The 14,469-nt window shown below is 46.2% G+C and carries 12 protein-coding genes; 2 read left to right on the top strand and 10 right to left on the bottom strand.

Going from position 1 to position 14,469, the window contains the following annotated elements:
* Positions 1 to 31: 31 nt before the first annotated feature.
* The 4 genes from AC58QD_RS26640 to AC58QD_RS26655 all read right to left on the bottom strand — a co-directional run bounded on the left by AC58QD_RS26640 (position 32) and on the right by AC58QD_RS26655 (position 4,713).
* The gene (locus AC58QD_RS26640) at positions 32 to 1,198 is read right to left on the bottom strand and encodes a hypothetical protein (protein WP_497338073.1); all 1,167 of its coding nucleotides are present in this window, start codon (positions 1,196 to 1,198) and stop codon (positions 32 to 34) included.
* 419 nt (positions 1,199 to 1,617) lie between these two features.
* The gene (locus tag AC58QD_RS26645) at positions 1,618 to 2,418 is read right to left on the bottom strand and encodes a Cof-type HAD-IIB family hydrolase (protein WP_497338074.1); all 801 of its coding nucleotides are present in this window, start codon (positions 2,416 to 2,418) and stop codon (positions 1,618 to 1,620) included.
* Positions 2,419 to 2,450: 32 nt separating this feature from the next.
* Positions 2,451 to 3,200, bottom strand: a complete 750-nt coding sequence (locus AC58QD_RS26650) for a pseudouridine synthase (RefSeq protein WP_497338075.1) — start codon at positions 3,198 to 3,200, stop codon at positions 2,451 to 2,453.
* 1 nt (position 3,201) lies between these two features.
* Positions 3,202 to 4,713, bottom strand: coding sequence for an RsmF rRNA methyltransferase first C-terminal domain-containing protein (locus tag AC58QD_RS26655; protein WP_497338076.1), 1,512 nt, complete (start codon positions 4,711 to 4,713; stop codon positions 3,202 to 3,204).
* Positions 4,714 to 4,853: 140 nt separating this feature from the next.
* Between AC58QD_RS26655 and AC58QD_RS26660 the strand changes: the two genes are divergently transcribed.
* Entirely contained in the window at positions 4,854 to 5,399 is a 546-nt protein-coding gene (locus tag AC58QD_RS26660) for a thioredoxin family protein (protein ID WP_497338077.1), read from the top strand.
* Between the two features lie 62 nt (positions 5,400 to 5,461).
* On the opposite strand, the gene AC58QD_RS26665 is transcribed toward AC58QD_RS26660, so the two are convergent.
* The 3 genes from AC58QD_RS26665 to AC58QD_RS26675 form a co-directional block, all read right to left on the bottom strand.
* Positions 5,462 to 5,884, bottom strand: a complete 423-nt coding sequence (locus AC58QD_RS26665; protein ID WP_497338150.1) for a DUF309 domain-containing protein — start codon at positions 5,882 to 5,884, stop codon at positions 5,462 to 5,464.
* A gap of 38 nt (positions 5,885 to 5,922) precedes the next feature.
* Positions 5,923 to 6,726 (bottom strand): GTP diphosphokinase, encoded by an 804-nt coding sequence (yjbM, locus tag AC58QD_RS26670; RefSeq protein WP_497338078.1) that lies wholly within the window; start codon positions 6,724 to 6,726, stop codon positions 5,923 to 5,925.
* Positions 6,727 to 6,802: 76 nt separating this feature from the next.
* A complete protein-coding gene (locus AC58QD_RS26675) occupies positions 6,803 to 7,900 on the bottom strand; it encodes a quinone-dependent dihydroorotate dehydrogenase (RefSeq protein ID WP_497338079.1) in 1,098 nt (365 codons plus the stop codon).
* A gap of 196 nt (positions 7,901 to 8,096) precedes the next feature.
* On the opposite strand from AC58QD_RS26675, the gene AC58QD_RS26680 reads away from it, so the two are divergent.
* Positions 8,097 to 8,231 (top strand): hypothetical protein, encoded by a 135-nt coding sequence (locus AC58QD_RS26680; RefSeq protein ID WP_497338080.1) that lies wholly within the window; start codon positions 8,097 to 8,099, stop codon positions 8,229 to 8,231.
* A 70-nt stretch (positions 8,232 to 8,301) separates the two neighbouring features.
* On the opposite strand, the gene AC58QD_RS26685 is transcribed toward AC58QD_RS26680, so the two are convergent.
* The 3 genes from AC58QD_RS26685 to AC58QD_RS26695 all read right to left on the bottom strand — a co-directional run bounded on the left by AC58QD_RS26685 (position 8,302) and on the right by AC58QD_RS26695 (position 14,420).
* Positions 8,302 to 9,750 carry a L,D-transpeptidase gene (locus tag AC58QD_RS26685; protein ID WP_497338081.1) on the bottom strand — a complete coding sequence of 483 codons (1,449 nt, stop codon included), beginning with the start codon at positions 9,748 to 9,750 and terminating at the stop codon, positions 8,302 to 8,304.
* 77 nt (positions 9,751 to 9,827) lie between these two features.
* Positions 9,828 to 12,722, bottom strand: coding sequence for a FecR domain-containing protein (locus tag AC58QD_RS26690; RefSeq protein WP_497338082.1), 2,895 nt, complete (start codon positions 12,720 to 12,722; stop codon positions 9,828 to 9,830).
* A gap of 93 nt (positions 12,723 to 12,815) precedes the next feature.
* Positions 12,816 to 14,420, bottom strand: coding sequence for a stalk domain-containing protein (locus AC58QD_RS26695; protein WP_497338083.1), 1,605 nt, complete (start codon positions 14,418 to 14,420; stop codon positions 12,816 to 12,818).
* Positions 14,421 to 14,469 lie beyond the last annotated feature (49 nt).

Below are 14,469 nucleotides of genomic sequence, written 5' to 3' on the forward strand. Positions count from 1 at the left end.
GTTCTGATCCGCCATATTTGATCAACTCGAATTAATGTAACGGGTCCGTCTCATACGTGATCTCGTCAATCGGCCTGTTGTTCAGCAGCATGGTGAAGTGGACGGACTCGTAATCACGCTCCTTATCCAGCTCATGCAGCAAAAGTGCGCCAATCTGCTCCCGATCCGTGGAGCTGGCAAAATCACGAAACTCAATAAACCCGGTCAGCTTACTTAGGCTAATATCGACTGTAGCTGTCCCAATAGGGTAGCTGCCTTGTGATTTTTCGAATATTTCGTAAGTCAACGCGTCCCCGTCATCTCGAGCTAACACAAAGGAGTACTTGGAATGCTCATCCGAGTCGGATACCTCATATTCTTGACGATTGGAGCGGGCTGAGTAAGTCCACTCTTCTTCTTCTTCCTCGTCATCCAATTCCAAGTCTTCCTCATCTAGCATATCCTCATGAGTCAGCTCCAGGGATTCTATGATCTCCCCTTCATACAGCATGTCCAGCTGAATCGTATCGACCTCAGAATCATTCAAGTCCGCAATGATAAGCTCTGCAACGTGCTCAATCTCATTTTCAAGCGGTTCGTAAATCCAATTGATCTCTCCTGATACATCGGCTCCGCGAATGCGCAAGTAAACTTCCGCTATCCATTCATCGTCTCTGTCATATACATGATACTCGACCCGATTGCGGCTCTCCCCAACAATAACGAGCTCATAAAAGGTTGGATCACGCAGCACTTGTGAAGAGATTTCGCTCTCTTCCGAATCCACTAACGAATAGGACGTCTCCTCGTCCTCTCCATCGCCAATCACATACTCATCATACTCATCATATTCATCATCGTCTTCCTCATCCTCGAATAGCAATTGACCCTCGTCGTCCATATCGACAAACTCTTCAATCATTCCAATCTGGTCTTCCGAAGCAATAATGACATCGTAGGGGCTGCAGGTCACAACGACTTCACAATCTTCTGCTCCTACTGCTGCTACGGTTTGCTCCACATAACTTTGAATAAACTGAAGGGCTTCTTTTCGTTCCGATCGGGTCAAAGATTCTTGTTCCAATTGAACGGAGCCGGCCACTCGATGTCCTTCTCGAATGACAAGAACTATAGTTCCAATATATCCGCCATCTAAACAAATGTCACATACTTCCCCGCCGGATGTTTTCATATCAGGTCTAATTGTGAATTGAGCCACTTCCATTCGCCTCCAGTTTACAGTTTCTGTTTACATTATTCATATTTAGCCCAAAATCTATACCTTATAGTTATCTGTCCATGCGCATTGACCCTGTAAGTAATACATTAGAGTATACCGAGTGCAAGATAAACGCACTACATGCTGATGCGACTTGAACATCTCCCAGTTTTCACGGATCGCACACACCAACAACACTTGCTTCGGATCAATAAACATACGGGGAGGAATTAGAATGTCTGCTGGTATAGGTTTTACTTCTGTAGGTGTAATTCTTGTTTTGTACATCCTGCTGGTGATTGTAACCCGTCCGGTCATATGCTAAGACGGAGTCCTCACCAATCTTCGTTCCAAACAAAAGAAGGATTGACGCATTAGGCGTCAATCCTTCTTTGCTTACCGGCTTATTCAACTTACGATCAATCACTCAAGCAATGCTTGAGAAGCGATAAATAGACGCCTCCGTCATTGTTGGAAACGGTAATTTCATCTGCTATCTGCTTCACTGCATCTGGGGAGTTGTCCATCGCTATGCCCATTCCAGCAAACTTCAGCATATCCACATCATTATAATAATTTCCCATAGCAAGCACTTCCGACGGCTCTATGCCAAGAGATTGCGTCAAAGCACGCAGGGCATTTCCTTTGGAAGCTTCAGCATGCATCACGTCGATGAATTCATCGCTGCTGCGTAACACTTGCAATCCCCAGCTTTCCTGCTTCCAATCTGCCTCTACACGATCCATGACCAGCATATCAGCTGAATAGGCAGTGAACTTGACAGGCAGCTCTTGCAGAGCGATTACATCGGTAACACGCACAGGTTCAATCACGAACTTAGCATACATTTGACCAACCGCACCCGGATATTCCGTGTCCGTGTGCAGTTCAGTTGGTGTGGACAAATCGTAATGGATCCCGTGCTCTCGGCAATAGTTGACGAAGTAGGCCAAATTCTTCGGTTGGAATGGATACTGGTGAATGATTGAACGGTCCTCCGTCCTGATCGTAGCAGCTCCATTATGCGTTATAACGGTCCCTGTCAAGCCAAGCTCCTCCATAACGGGAATGGCATTGCCTGGTCCTCTTCCTGTACATAGGACAATCGTTGCTCCCAGATCATGGACTAATCGAATCGTTTGTTTCGTCTGCTCAGTCAGCTCATGCTCATCGTTAAGCAGCGTTCCATCGACGTCTAAAGCAATTATTTTGTATTTCACTTGAAATCCCCCTATCCTTCTATCGTTGCTCCTTATTCATCTTGTAGAGAAGGTTGAAGCGACTCCAGCTCCTTATCCGTCAGTTCCCGGTATTGTCCTGGCAATAAATGCTCATCTAGCAACAACGCACCCATGGACATTCTTTTCAGGTACACAACCTTTTTCCCTACAGCCTCAAACATGCGCTTCACCTGATGGAATTTTCCTTCCATAATGGTAAGCTCGATCTTGGAACGGAACCCCTCTCCCTCGCCTATAACACTTAGAATGGTAAGCTTGGCCGGCATCGTAACATATCCGTCATCCAGCCTCACACCTTCACGAAAAGCTTCCGCATCTCGTTCATCCACTTGCCCCTGTACTTCTGCAAAATACATCTTGGGCACATGCTTGCGCGGAGACAGCAATTGGTGAGCCAGCTTCCCATCGTTAGTCAGCAGCAGTAATCCTTCTGTATCCTTGTCCAATCGACCAACAGGAAAGGGCTCGAACACCTGATATGCAGGCTCCAACAGATCTATGACGGTACGATCCCGGTTATCCTCCGTTGCAGAGATTACGCCCGGCGGCTTGTTCATCATGAGATAAATAAATTCCCTGTAGACCACGAGCTCTCCATTCACATGGATTTGATCCTCATAAGGATTGACCTGTAATCCGAAATCTGTTACCGTAAGTCCGTTCACAGCCACTGCCTTTTGTTTGATCCATTTTCTTAACTCACTTCGCGAACCATAACCCATATGGGCCAACACCTTATCTAATCTTTGAGTCTTTCTCATCCTAGGTCCACCTCCACCCTGGCGGGTATTCATTCTTCAGCATGCCGTCCTGCCATTTGGCCCAACCTAGCGGATATCCATCCATACACACGAGCGTATACCCTTTAACAGGCACAGTTGCTGCAGATCGCACTAGAGCGGAATCCGGCAGATGGAGCGTTTCCCCTTTTAAGTACCGGATTACATCCGCGGATTCTCCATCTAGATCTACACGGCGAACGGATTGATCGGCCTGAACGCCCATTGCCAAAGCCTGCGACGGTTCGAACCGTTCCTTTCGAATCGAGCCGAGAAACCAGCCCGGACGCACTACCTTAATGCCTGACAAATCCGGGATATCCGGGGGGACTTGGTATACATAATCCCCTCTTAATTCGAGCTGACCAGCCCTATCGATTACAAAATGCTCACTCCAAAAACGTTCCAAAACCGCTGCTGAAGGAGCATCTCCAGTATGATTAGATCTAGAAGACGGCTTGGACACTCTTGCAGTCTTCGCCTTGTTACTTGGCCGATGCAGGGCTTGCTCAGACTCATTGGATACTGGAACAACATCGGGCTCATTATCCCGCTCTAATACAGCCACATAGTGACCTTCTCCCCGCACCAAATGAGGCCACAGTCTTACAGTATCGCGAGTCGCTTCAACTGCCTGGTTTCTCGTCTGACTAACCGCTTGAACTGGTGTCTCGTTCAACCACTCCGGTCTGCCCGCGGCAAAACCATGCGAATAAGGCACCTTCACGACTCTGAACTGGGGATGCTCCTCCAGAAATTCAGCAATGGTCGCTTCGTTCTCCTCCGGAGAGAACGTGCAGGTCGAGTACACCATTCTTCCCCCTGGTCTCAGCATCTTGGCCGCACTGATCAGAATAGCTCTCTGCATGGAGGCGTATCGACTTACTTCAATCTCATTCCAAGACTTGGTCATCTCCGGCTCTTTGCGAAACATCCCTTCCCCGGAGCAAGGAGCATCAACTAATATTTTATCGAAATACTGGGCAAAGGGCAGTGCCAACCGCTCCGGCAAATCATTCACCACGACCGCATTCATCACACCGAACAATTCCAAATTTTTGACCATTGCCTTCACCCGGTCCGGATGATTATCATTAGCTACAAGAACTCCTTGCTGCTTAAGCTTGCCTGCTATTTGCGTTGACTTGCCTCCAGGTGCGCCGCACAGATCCAATACTTTATCACCAGGCTTCACATCGAGCAGCTCCACAGGCGCCATCGCGCTTGGTTCTTGAATATAATAGAGTCCCGCATGATAATAGGGGTGCTTGCCAGGCCGATCTCCTTCGTTCAAATAATAGCCTTCCTCTGACCAGGGAATGGACTCGCTGCCAAAAGGAACCTGCCTCTCGAATACAACCGAGCTAATCTTGAGAGGATTCCTTCTTAAGCCAAATACGCGCGTATCCTCGTAGGATGCAAGAAAAGAGGGATATTCGTCCTGTAATAACCGGTTCATTTTATGTAAAAAGGTTGTTGGAAGTTTCGTAGTCATAGAGGTGCCTGCACTTTCACTAGTCGTTAAAGGAATGTTCAATAAATCCTCAAAATTTCCTCCATAGGGAAGAAGGATAAGAATCGTTAGAGGAAGAACTTAATAAAGAGAAGCAACTATATTAATGAACCTAGGGGTGTATGATGAAAAAATTATCGATTTATCTTGGAATTATCGTGGCTCTCTTTGCCCTTTTGTTTATTGTAAACCAACAGAGCGAAAAGTCCAAGAACGCAGCACGTCTCGGCAATTTGGATGAGGCCACCAAGGCTAAGGCTGAACAGCTATACGGAGTAGATGCAAGTAAGCTTAAAGCGGAGACCGTGCAGCAATTGAAAGATGCTAATTACCAGAACATCATTCAGCCCGATGAGCTTAAGAAAAAGATTGCAGCTAAGGAAGAAACATTCGTCTACTTCTTCTCCACCACATGTGTGCATTGCCAAGCCACTACTCCAATCCTGAACCCAATCGCCAAGGATGCGGGCGTCGACTTGAAGCAGTTGAATCTGTGGGAGTACGAATCGGATTGGAATACGTACAAAATTACAGCAACCCCTACACTCGTCGTATTCAGAGATGGTAAGGAAGTAAGCCGTCTTGAAGGCGGAGTATCTCATGATGGCCAACCAGGGCTGTCCCCAGATGCATTCAAGCAATTTTTCGCAACGAACAAGAAGAAGTAAAAAATACAAACGCCGGAGCCATTATAGAAATGGTTTCGGCGTTTTGTGCGTGTGTAACCCCATTACGTCTCCTCATCGTGCTTAACGGGAGGAAAATCCCGCATTTCCTCGACCATTCCAACCAAATCCGAATGGATGATGGCAATGTTCAGATCGTAGAAATCGAATGGTTTCTCCTCTATATTTTCCAGCTTGGCCAAGTACTGCCTTGAGTCTTCTACAAGCTTCCCCAGATCAATGCCCATGCTGATCCGAGGGTAATTTTCCAACTTCTCAATTGCCTGATCGAATAGCTTGATCGCGCCCCCGATATTGCCATTCCGATGATGGTACAGGCCTACAGCAACCTGCAACAAACCTTGATGCAGAGGATTGCGGCCTTCCTCCATCCATAGCTCCTCCATTACTTCATGACACTCGAAGTAGTCCCTTTCTATGTTGAAGTAGTACAGGAACTCGATGTACAACTGATCGTAGCCTATCATCAACGGAATTACTCCTTTGCTTCGCTCTACATTATCGGCTAATGATTCCCCGATTTCTTAGCTCTCAGTAACGCTTCTTGCAGATCTTGAGACAGCTCCCTCAAGCTCCACACATCTTCCGTCTCCCAGAGCTCATTGAATTTCAACTGGAATTGAGCTGCTTCCCTAATACGATGGTAGTAGTATAAATCCTGGATCCCATTCAATACATTGGATACCAGATTCGATTTGTCTTCAAAATGCTGCTGTGCCGCTATGATCTCATTCCGGATGCTCGCCATTTCTTGATCCAATTGGTAGGCTGCTTCGGCCGCTGTTTGCAGTCTGGCTTTGATGTCCGCCGGCAAATGCTCTTTGAATTTATAACTCAAGGAGTGCTCGATCGTAGCCCAGAAATTCATAGCTAATGTACGGATCTGAATCTCCGCCAGTACCGGCTTCATCCCGAGCGAGGTTTGAACAGGATACTCCACAATAATGTGATAGCTGCGATAACCGCTCTCTTTGTTGTTCGTAATATAATCTTTTTCGAATATGACCGCCATATCTTTTCTGGTTCGAATCATTTCCGCCAAACGATGGATATCTTGTACGAATTGACACATGATCCGGATGCCGGCAATATCTTCAATACCGGTCTCTAATTGGTCCATTGGTACATTTAATCGTTTCGCCTTTTCCAATATACTTGATATTCGCTTAATCCGCCCCGTAACAAATTCAATTGGGGTGTATTCTTCTCTGCTTTTAAACTCTGTACGAAGCGTCTTGAATTTGACTTTAAGTTCTTCAACCGCCTGCTCGTAAGGGAGCAGGAATCTCCCCCAGTCTCTGCTGTCCATAGAATGAAACCTCCGTCCTGAAATTCCGAAGAAATCCAGTTGTTCTGCTGTGTGAATCGAACAAGGCTCGATCCTGTTACTTATGATCTGCACCTACCGCTTGTGAGATATGGCTGTAGCCGTCAAGTCTTAATAGCTCCAGCAACCCTTCATTCAGTTCACGGATTAATCTTGGTCCTTTATAGATTAACGCAGTGTACACCTCTACAAGCGATGCTCCAGCCCGTATTTTGTCATATGCATCCTTTGCCGAAAAAATACCCCCGCAGCCGATAATCGGCAATGCTCCTTGCGTATGTTTGTAAACACCTCTGATAATCTCGGTAGAGCGAGTTGTAAGCGGCTTACCGCTTAAACCTCCGGTTTCCTTGCCATTGTGATGCGTTAAGCCGTCGCGAGAAATCGTTGTATTCGTGGCAATGATCCCTGATACACCGCCTTGCACCAGTGTCTCCACCATATATTCTAACTCATTTTCTGTTACGTCTGGAGCGATTTTGACAAACATCGGCTTGGACGCTCCACCGAATCGTTTTTGCTGCTGGGCCATTTCCTCTTTGACCGCTGCTACAAGTCTTTGCAGCTCGGCTCCATGCTGTAAATTACGCAGCCCTGGTGTATTCGGTGAGCTAATGTTAACTACAAAGAAGTCTCCATATGTATAGAGCGTTCTGACACATTTGCGATAGTCTTCCTCCGCATCTTCATTGGCGGTATCTTTGTTCTTCCCGATATTGACAGCTACAGGAATCGTATGCCTGCCTGTCTTCCGTAGATGCTGGGCCATCGTTTCTGCCCCTACATTATTAAAGCCCATCCGATTAACGAGGGCTTCGTCAGACGGTAGACGGAATAATCTTGGTTTATCGTTGCCTTGTTGCGCTCGGGGCGTTACGGTTCCCACTTCCATGAATCCGAAGCCTAGGGACGAGAAGCCTTGAACGGCTGCTGCATTCTTATCGAGTCCGGCTGCGAGTCCCACTGGATTATGAAAATCCAGACCGCATAGCTGAACCGCGAGCTCCGGGTGTCTGGCCACTCCGTACATTTGCTTAAGCAACGACAATGCACCAGGGATCCGAGAAGCTTGTCCTAGTCCGTCCACCGTTAGATGATGAGCTCGTTCTGCATCCATACGAAATAATACAGGTTTTGCAATGTTACTGTAAAGCATGATAGGTACACTCCGTTCCTCATTAGACTCTATCGAACAGTTTATCTGTTTCATTGTCAAAAAGAAAGTACCTATTTACAGAATAGATTACCCTAACGTTTTGTTTCTATGTAAACCTTTTCATTTCCATATTAGGTTTGCTATAATGAAGACAGTTCTAGTCTTCAGAGTCCAATAGGATGTGAGGTCGATTTCCATGAGCAAACGGAAGCCAAGTTATATGGAACGAAGGCATAAGGAAACGGTGAACAAGAAGGCTATTATATGGGCCGGCTCTATTGTGGCAGGGATTATTATCCTGATGTCCGTGTTATTGATCTGGAATCCATAACGCAACATGTATCAGACATCATTCATTGAAAAGGCGTGCAGAGAAACCTGCACGCCTTTTATATTGCAGCTTATGTCAACCAACGATAAACTTTGGTCGGGTTGGTCTCGTTCCCTTTGACAGGGAGGCTGAAAGGGGACTTGGATCGTAATATGTCCGCAGGCAATAAGCCTGTTCCTATAATCACCTTGGTTCCCATGGGAACCATATCGAAGAGCTCCTCTACGTCGCCCTTCAACATTCGAACACATCCTAGCGATCGATCGGAACCGATACTGGTAGGTTGATTCGTGCCATGAATTGCGAACAGAGTATCGGACAGTGTCATGCCGCGGCTGCCGAATTCTCCATTGTCTCTTCCATTCGGATTCCGCACTTTTTCGCTTATCGTGAATTCACCCTCCGGGGTGCGGTTGCCTCCAAGTCCTACTGGATATGAACGCACAATCATATTACCGTTAACCAAAGCCAGCCTATGCGTCGATTTGTCCACGATAATCTGCAGCGGTCCACTTAACAGGTCAGTGGAAGAGATGGATTGTGGTGCTGCTGATTGGGATTGTTGGAGATTGGGCTGCTGCTCGATGGTACTGGTTGGAGAGGATGGATCATTGATCACCTCTTCCGCTGCTGCTCTCATTAACGGAGTGAGTCCGGACAAGAAATTATTCGGATAATCCTGAGTCAGCTTATCTACCGACTCCGGAAGCTTGCCGGTTATGGATTGATAGCCTTTGAGCGCAGAGCGTACAATCATCCTCTGTTCTTCCTCCGACTTCCAAGCATTGAACTGCTGCTTCGCTTGTGAAGCATCTCCAGGCTCACAAGAGCACAATTCTTTATCATATTCCGACAACTTGTATGCGCCATCGCTTTCAACCGTTTTCTCGGCACTGAACAGGAGCTTCGGCTCTGCCTGCCAATCCTTCCACTTCGTCCCGACTGGCGGAGCTTGGACCAGCAGAGCAGTCAGAGCTCCATCCATCACTTCAGATAGAATGGGGCTGACAAGATCAGATTGACGCTTGATTGTGCTGAGATTGCCCTCCGCATAATGTACAACGGTTTGTGGCTTCTTAAGGAGAGCTTCTTCCCCATGTGCCGCTGGCGATTGCATCCCTGTTGCCGTCGATTGAGAGTTGGAATTGGCAGCCGCAGCAGCAAGCTTGGATCCCGAGTTATCCGCGGCATGATCGGTCTGTACTAGCAGCAAGACCATGGCGAGCCAAGCCAGCATCCACTTCCAGGATTGTCGCATTGAACTTCTCGATTTACGGCTTGACTCACGCAAGGGATTATCGGATTTATCCAAGGGACGATCAACTTTGATGTCCGGCAGCGGGATGTCCTCGTAAGCTTCGTATACTTCCCCTGCTCGAATGTAGCAATACTTCGCTTTGGCTATTTCTCCATGTTCCGCATAATCCTTTCCAAGCAAGTACCAGGCCATCTTATTGTGTGGATGCTTCTGAACGTATTCCTTTAATGCATCTCGTTGATTGATGTGGAGGTTGTTCACTGCTGACGGCCACCACCCTATTCGATAGTAAGTGTTATTTGTATCCTATTGATGTTATCGGTAATAGGACCGTTGAATTACACTGGATGCCCCCATTCAAGATCGGATCCATAAATCACATCCATTTGTTGGAGAGTTTTGTTGATTACCCGTACTTCGCTAATGCTAAAGTATCCGTATCCTTCAGATCGTTGGAAGGGAAGTTTAATCAGTAACCCTTCACCATTAACTGTTATATTATCACTGCCGGTCCCGGTATCGAAGTTAGTAACAATGTAAACAAGAGAGGAATAGTCCGCGTTCACAATTTGAGCACTAGCTTCTGGATCAAAGATCGTAGGTTCTGCGTCAGGTGACCCTTCACTCAAATAAAAGCCTCCATAATTCAAATGCACCTCAACGGCATAGAAAGCATTTGGCCCAGTGAAATTAGCCATTCTTAATTCAAGATTAGTAACCTCACCAATACCATCGCTCGCTTCTAAATATACCTGATTTAATAATTGGATCGAAGCGCTATAAATATTTGTTAACTCTGCCTGTGCACTGTCTCTAAATTTCACATAAATGGTGTTGTGCGCTTTTCCAGTTGATAATGTGAAATTCACATTGCCCGATTTTGGAACCCAGCTCTCTTCATAAACATCCGCAAAGTCATCATATTCTGAGAGCAACATTTCAGTTGCTTCATCAGGTGGAGTTAATTGTAGATTAACATTCCTTGATGCTGTTGTGAGAGAACCTCCATTAATAACAATTACGTAATTCGTTACCATCACATGAACGGATGTAGTAAATACATTGCCCGCCTCATCTCTCAAACGCATGCTTACAGTCTTGGCGCCTATCCCCGCTGATAAGTGATAATTAGATTTTGCGGGGCTGAAGGTTTCCCAGTTACTGTAAGGTCCGGAAACATCCGAATTCGAGACACTCATCTCCGTATAAGCATGGGCACCGTCAGTTGTGAGTTTAAGATCCACTATGTTCGAATGAACAACATTCCCTACGGCTCCAACAATTTCGATCGTACCCGTTGGTGCTATGGTGTCGACTTTGATAAGAGGTACTGTCGCCGGAGTGCTCTCATTACCTGCTGCGTCAGTTGCCTTCACAGTAAAGTTGTACTCTCCATTGTTAGGAACGCTAACGGGTATTGATACTGGTGTTGTACCGTTGCCTGTGCCTGTTCCCACAAGATGCGTCCCATTATTGTAGACATGAATGACAGATCCTGCCTCTGCTCGAACCTGTAAGCTCTTGTCGCTGCTTGCATTCCAGTATGGAGGAGTTGTACTCACTGCAGGTTGGGCAGGTTTGATCTTATCTAGGGTCACACTTACTTGGCTTTGTAAGCTCGTAATTCCTGCATCATTAGTAGCAGTCACTCGGAATGTATACACTCCATCCTCACTTAATGCCACTGGAATTATCGATGTGTTGGCAGTGGTTTTGGGTGAAGTATAGAACGGAGTTGCACTGCTTCCTATATAAGCTTTGATGATTACACCTATTTCAGCTTGGACCTCGATTCGTTGGCTGCTTGCAGCATTCCAATAGGTTGGAAGAGCTGTTAGCACAGGCTTCGAAGGAGTTGGCGTTGGTGTTGGAGTCGGCGTTGGCGTTGGTGTTGGTGTTGGTGTTGGTGTTGGTGTTGGTGTTGGTGTCGGTGTCGGCGTTGGCGTTGGTGTTGGTGTTGGTGTTGGTGTTGGGCTGTTACTGCTTCCCTTTACCTTATCCTCTTCGAACTTAGCCTTTTCCTCCTCCGATAAGCCGCTCTTATAAGCTTGCTCTGCTTGTTCCTTCTGCTCCTTTTGTGCTTGGCGATTAGCTTCATCCTGCTTTTTCTTTTCTTCTTCTATTTGAGCAAGCAATGCAGCATTTTGACGTAGTTTTTCTTCTTCTTGCAAGCGTCGCTCTTCTTGCTTTGCTCTCCGCTCTTCCGCAAGTCGAGCAAGCTCCGCTTCCTTTGCTTTTATGACGTCAGGATTGGTTGCAATGCTTTTGTCGAACGGTTTGACATTGTTCAAATCGATTTTCTCTCCTGAGCTGCTCTCATTCACTTTATTAATAATCGATTTCATCTCATCCGGTTCGAATTTCTTGGCGTCCAGAGCAGCCTTTGCCACGTTAGCTACTAGATTGTTAAGGTTGGCGCCAAAACTGGAAAGCGAAGCTTGATCACTTAACAAAAGTCCGGATTTTGGATCAATCACCTTCGATCCATCCCCAACCTGTTTCACCATCGTTTCATTTTCCTCACGAATTTGTTCAATGGTTGTGATTAACTTCTCGATCATTTCTTTTGGGGCTTTTGCTATAAATTCATCGATATCTAGAGGCATTACTCCCGTTGAAGCGTCTGCTCCATCGCCGGAGAGCTGAATCTGTTGTCCTGGATATACATATGCTGATCCGCCGTCTCCGCTGCCTGAATCATCATTGCTATTGCTAGGGGATGCTTGGAGTACTCCAGAGGCCATAATCGCGAATATTTGTCCAAACCTGGATTCAATAAACCCATTAGAGCCGCGAACACCCATAACTGCTGTTGGGGTATCCACCTCAAATTCATCTTCTGCGCTCACAAGTTTCTTGACCTTGAACCACATCGAGCCTGCCCACATCTTAAGCTTAGATTTCTTCCCCCCGCCACTTGCTTCAACCAGACTTGAGATGTACATGTCAGTATTCTCACCGATCGTCACCTCATCCTCCTGGTCAACAATTTGCAGAATTAGGCTAGCTCCTGATTCTGTCCGGATATGATCTCCCTGATTCAAGCTCATTTCTTGGAATGCTTGATACTCATTTGATCCTCCAGCTTTGGTCACCATAACGGTTCCTGACACGCTCGTTACAATAGCAGCACGATTTTCTTTGGCAGATGCTTTACTTGCACCTAGTACTGGAAATGAACTCATACTTAATACGATACAAATGATTACAATTGAACTTATTATCCGTGTCATCTAGCTTCTCCGCTCCTTCGCTAAACCAGCATTTACAAAAAAAGAAGCCAGCACTTGTGCCGGCCTATGATAGTAAAAGAATCAAGTATGTAGTTATCTTATGATAACGGTCTGGGTATCCTGATGCCATTGTACATTTTGTCCAAGCTCTTCAGCGAAGAAACGAATCGGAACGTAAGTTAGATCATGATTAATATACGGAGCCACATCGATTGGCTTGACCACATCTGGTGTGTTAGGTACTATTCTCTTAATCTCTTGCTTGCCGATCGTTAACTCTACACTTATTGTACCTTTGGTCAGACGAACCGTTCTTTCCCCTGTGGCCACATTCTCGTTGTAGCTAACTGTATAACCAAGCGCTTCTGTAACAGCTCGCACTGGAACTAATACACGGCCATTCACATTCTCAGGTTGAGCTTCGAAAGGAATGAGGTTAGTCCCGTTCACAACTTTCACTACTCCATCATTTGTAATGCCTGTCGGAAGTTCATAGAATTCTAATTTACGAATTTTATTGTTATAGGAATCCGCTATCCAGATGCTGCCATCCGTTGCAACAGTCACATCAGTCGGATTTTGCAATCCGGAAGACCGTTCCGCACCATCCGTGAACCCGCTTAACCCATCTGTATCTCCAGCCAGTGTATAGACAACTTGATCTTTCAAATAACGTATAGAGTGGTTCAAGCTATCCGCGATAATAAGACCTCCCTGGTCCGTAACGGCAAGACCTTTAGGGAAATTGAACTGAGCCTTGCTTGCATCGCCATCAATAAGGTCACCTGCAGCATATAGCGCACTTTTCTCATATAGAGATGCGTTATTGGCTGGCACAAGACCAGCAACCGTAGTAACCTTTCCAGCAGACAGGTCAATATATCGAATCAATTGATTGCCGGTATCACTTACATATAGATTGCCTTTGCCATCAAGAGCGAGTCCCGCGGGCTCATTGAACAAGGCAGTCTTCAAATCGCCATCCTTATAATCTCCTCCCGGAACAGCCTGCCCCGGTACTACCTCTACAACTCTAGTAGATAGAGCATTCAGCGTAGATACATCACCAGTCGCTGAAATTATCCGTATAGCGTGATTTAAAGTATCTGCAACATAGAGCGTACCATTAGCCGCTATCGCTACATCCTGCGGGGAGTGGAAGGAAGCATCTTTCCCTTTTCCATCCTTACTTCCAATTACTCCATTCCCTGCAACCGTCGTTACATTACCGGCAGTGTCTATTTTGCGTATAGCATGATTGCCTGAATCTGCAATATATAAATTCCCTTGTAGATCGGCAGTGATGCCCTTCGGTTGTTCAAAGACGGATACTTCCGCTTTGCCATCTGCGAGCCCGCCTATCGGATTCTCATAAGCATCTTTTTTAAATGTAATACCAGCGAATGTCGACACAGCATTATTACTTAGTTTACGTATTAAGTGACTCTTGGAATCCGCAATAACTACGGAGCCATCTGGCATAGCTGCAATACTCCATGGACTGCGGAACAATGCGGATGCAGGCGGACCATTCTCCTCACCTAATTCCCCTTTTCCGGCAACCGTAGTCACACTTCCTAGAATCTGATTGTCGATGCCTACTGTTGCTTGATCGATCTTACCTGCCCATGCGGTTGTGCTGCCCATAAGAAGGGAAACTGCAAGCATTGGAATACTAAGTTTACGCAGTGGTTTCATCTCGTTCTCCTTTATATATCCAAAATTATTTGGCTCAGTTCTCTCAAAA

Source organism: Paenibacillus sp. J2R1T-4 (genome assembly GCF_059692235.1).

Bases quoted from the DNA above. Each gene is read 5' to 3' on its own strand.
- yjbM (WP_497338078.1), bottom strand. From the start codon at position 6,726: ATGGACAGCAGAGACTGGGGGAGATTCCTGCTCCCTTACGAGCAGGCG.
- AC58QD_RS26665 (WP_497338150.1), bottom strand. From the start codon at position 5,884: ATGATAGGCTACGATCAGTTGTACATCGAGTTCCTGTACTACTTCAAC.
- AC58QD_RS26690 (WP_497338082.1), bottom strand. From the start codon at position 12,722: ATGACACGGATAATAAGTTCAATTGTAATCATTTGTATCGTATTAAGT.
- AC58QD_RS26680 (WP_497338080.1), top strand. From the start codon at position 8,097: ATGAGCAAACGGAAGCCAAGTTATATGGAACGAAGGCATAAGGAAACG.
- AC58QD_RS26675 (WP_497338079.1), bottom strand. From the start codon at position 7,900: ATGCTTTACAGTAACATTGCAAAACCTGTATTATTTCGTATGGATGCA.
- AC58QD_RS26660 (WP_497338077.1), top strand. From the start codon at position 4,854: ATGATGAAAAAATTATCGATTTATCTTGGAATTATCGTGGCTCTCTTT.
- AC58QD_RS26695 (WP_497338083.1), bottom strand. From the start codon at position 14,420: ATGAAACCACTGCGTAAACTTAGTATTCCAATGCTTGCAGTTTCCCTT.
- AC58QD_RS26655 (WP_497338076.1), bottom strand. From the start codon at position 4,713: ATGACTACGAAACTTCCAACAACCTTTTTACATAAAATGAACCGGTTA.
- AC58QD_RS26650 (WP_497338075.1), bottom strand. From the start codon at position 3,200: ATGAGAAAGACTCAAAGATTAGATAAGGTGTTGGCCCATATGGGTTAT.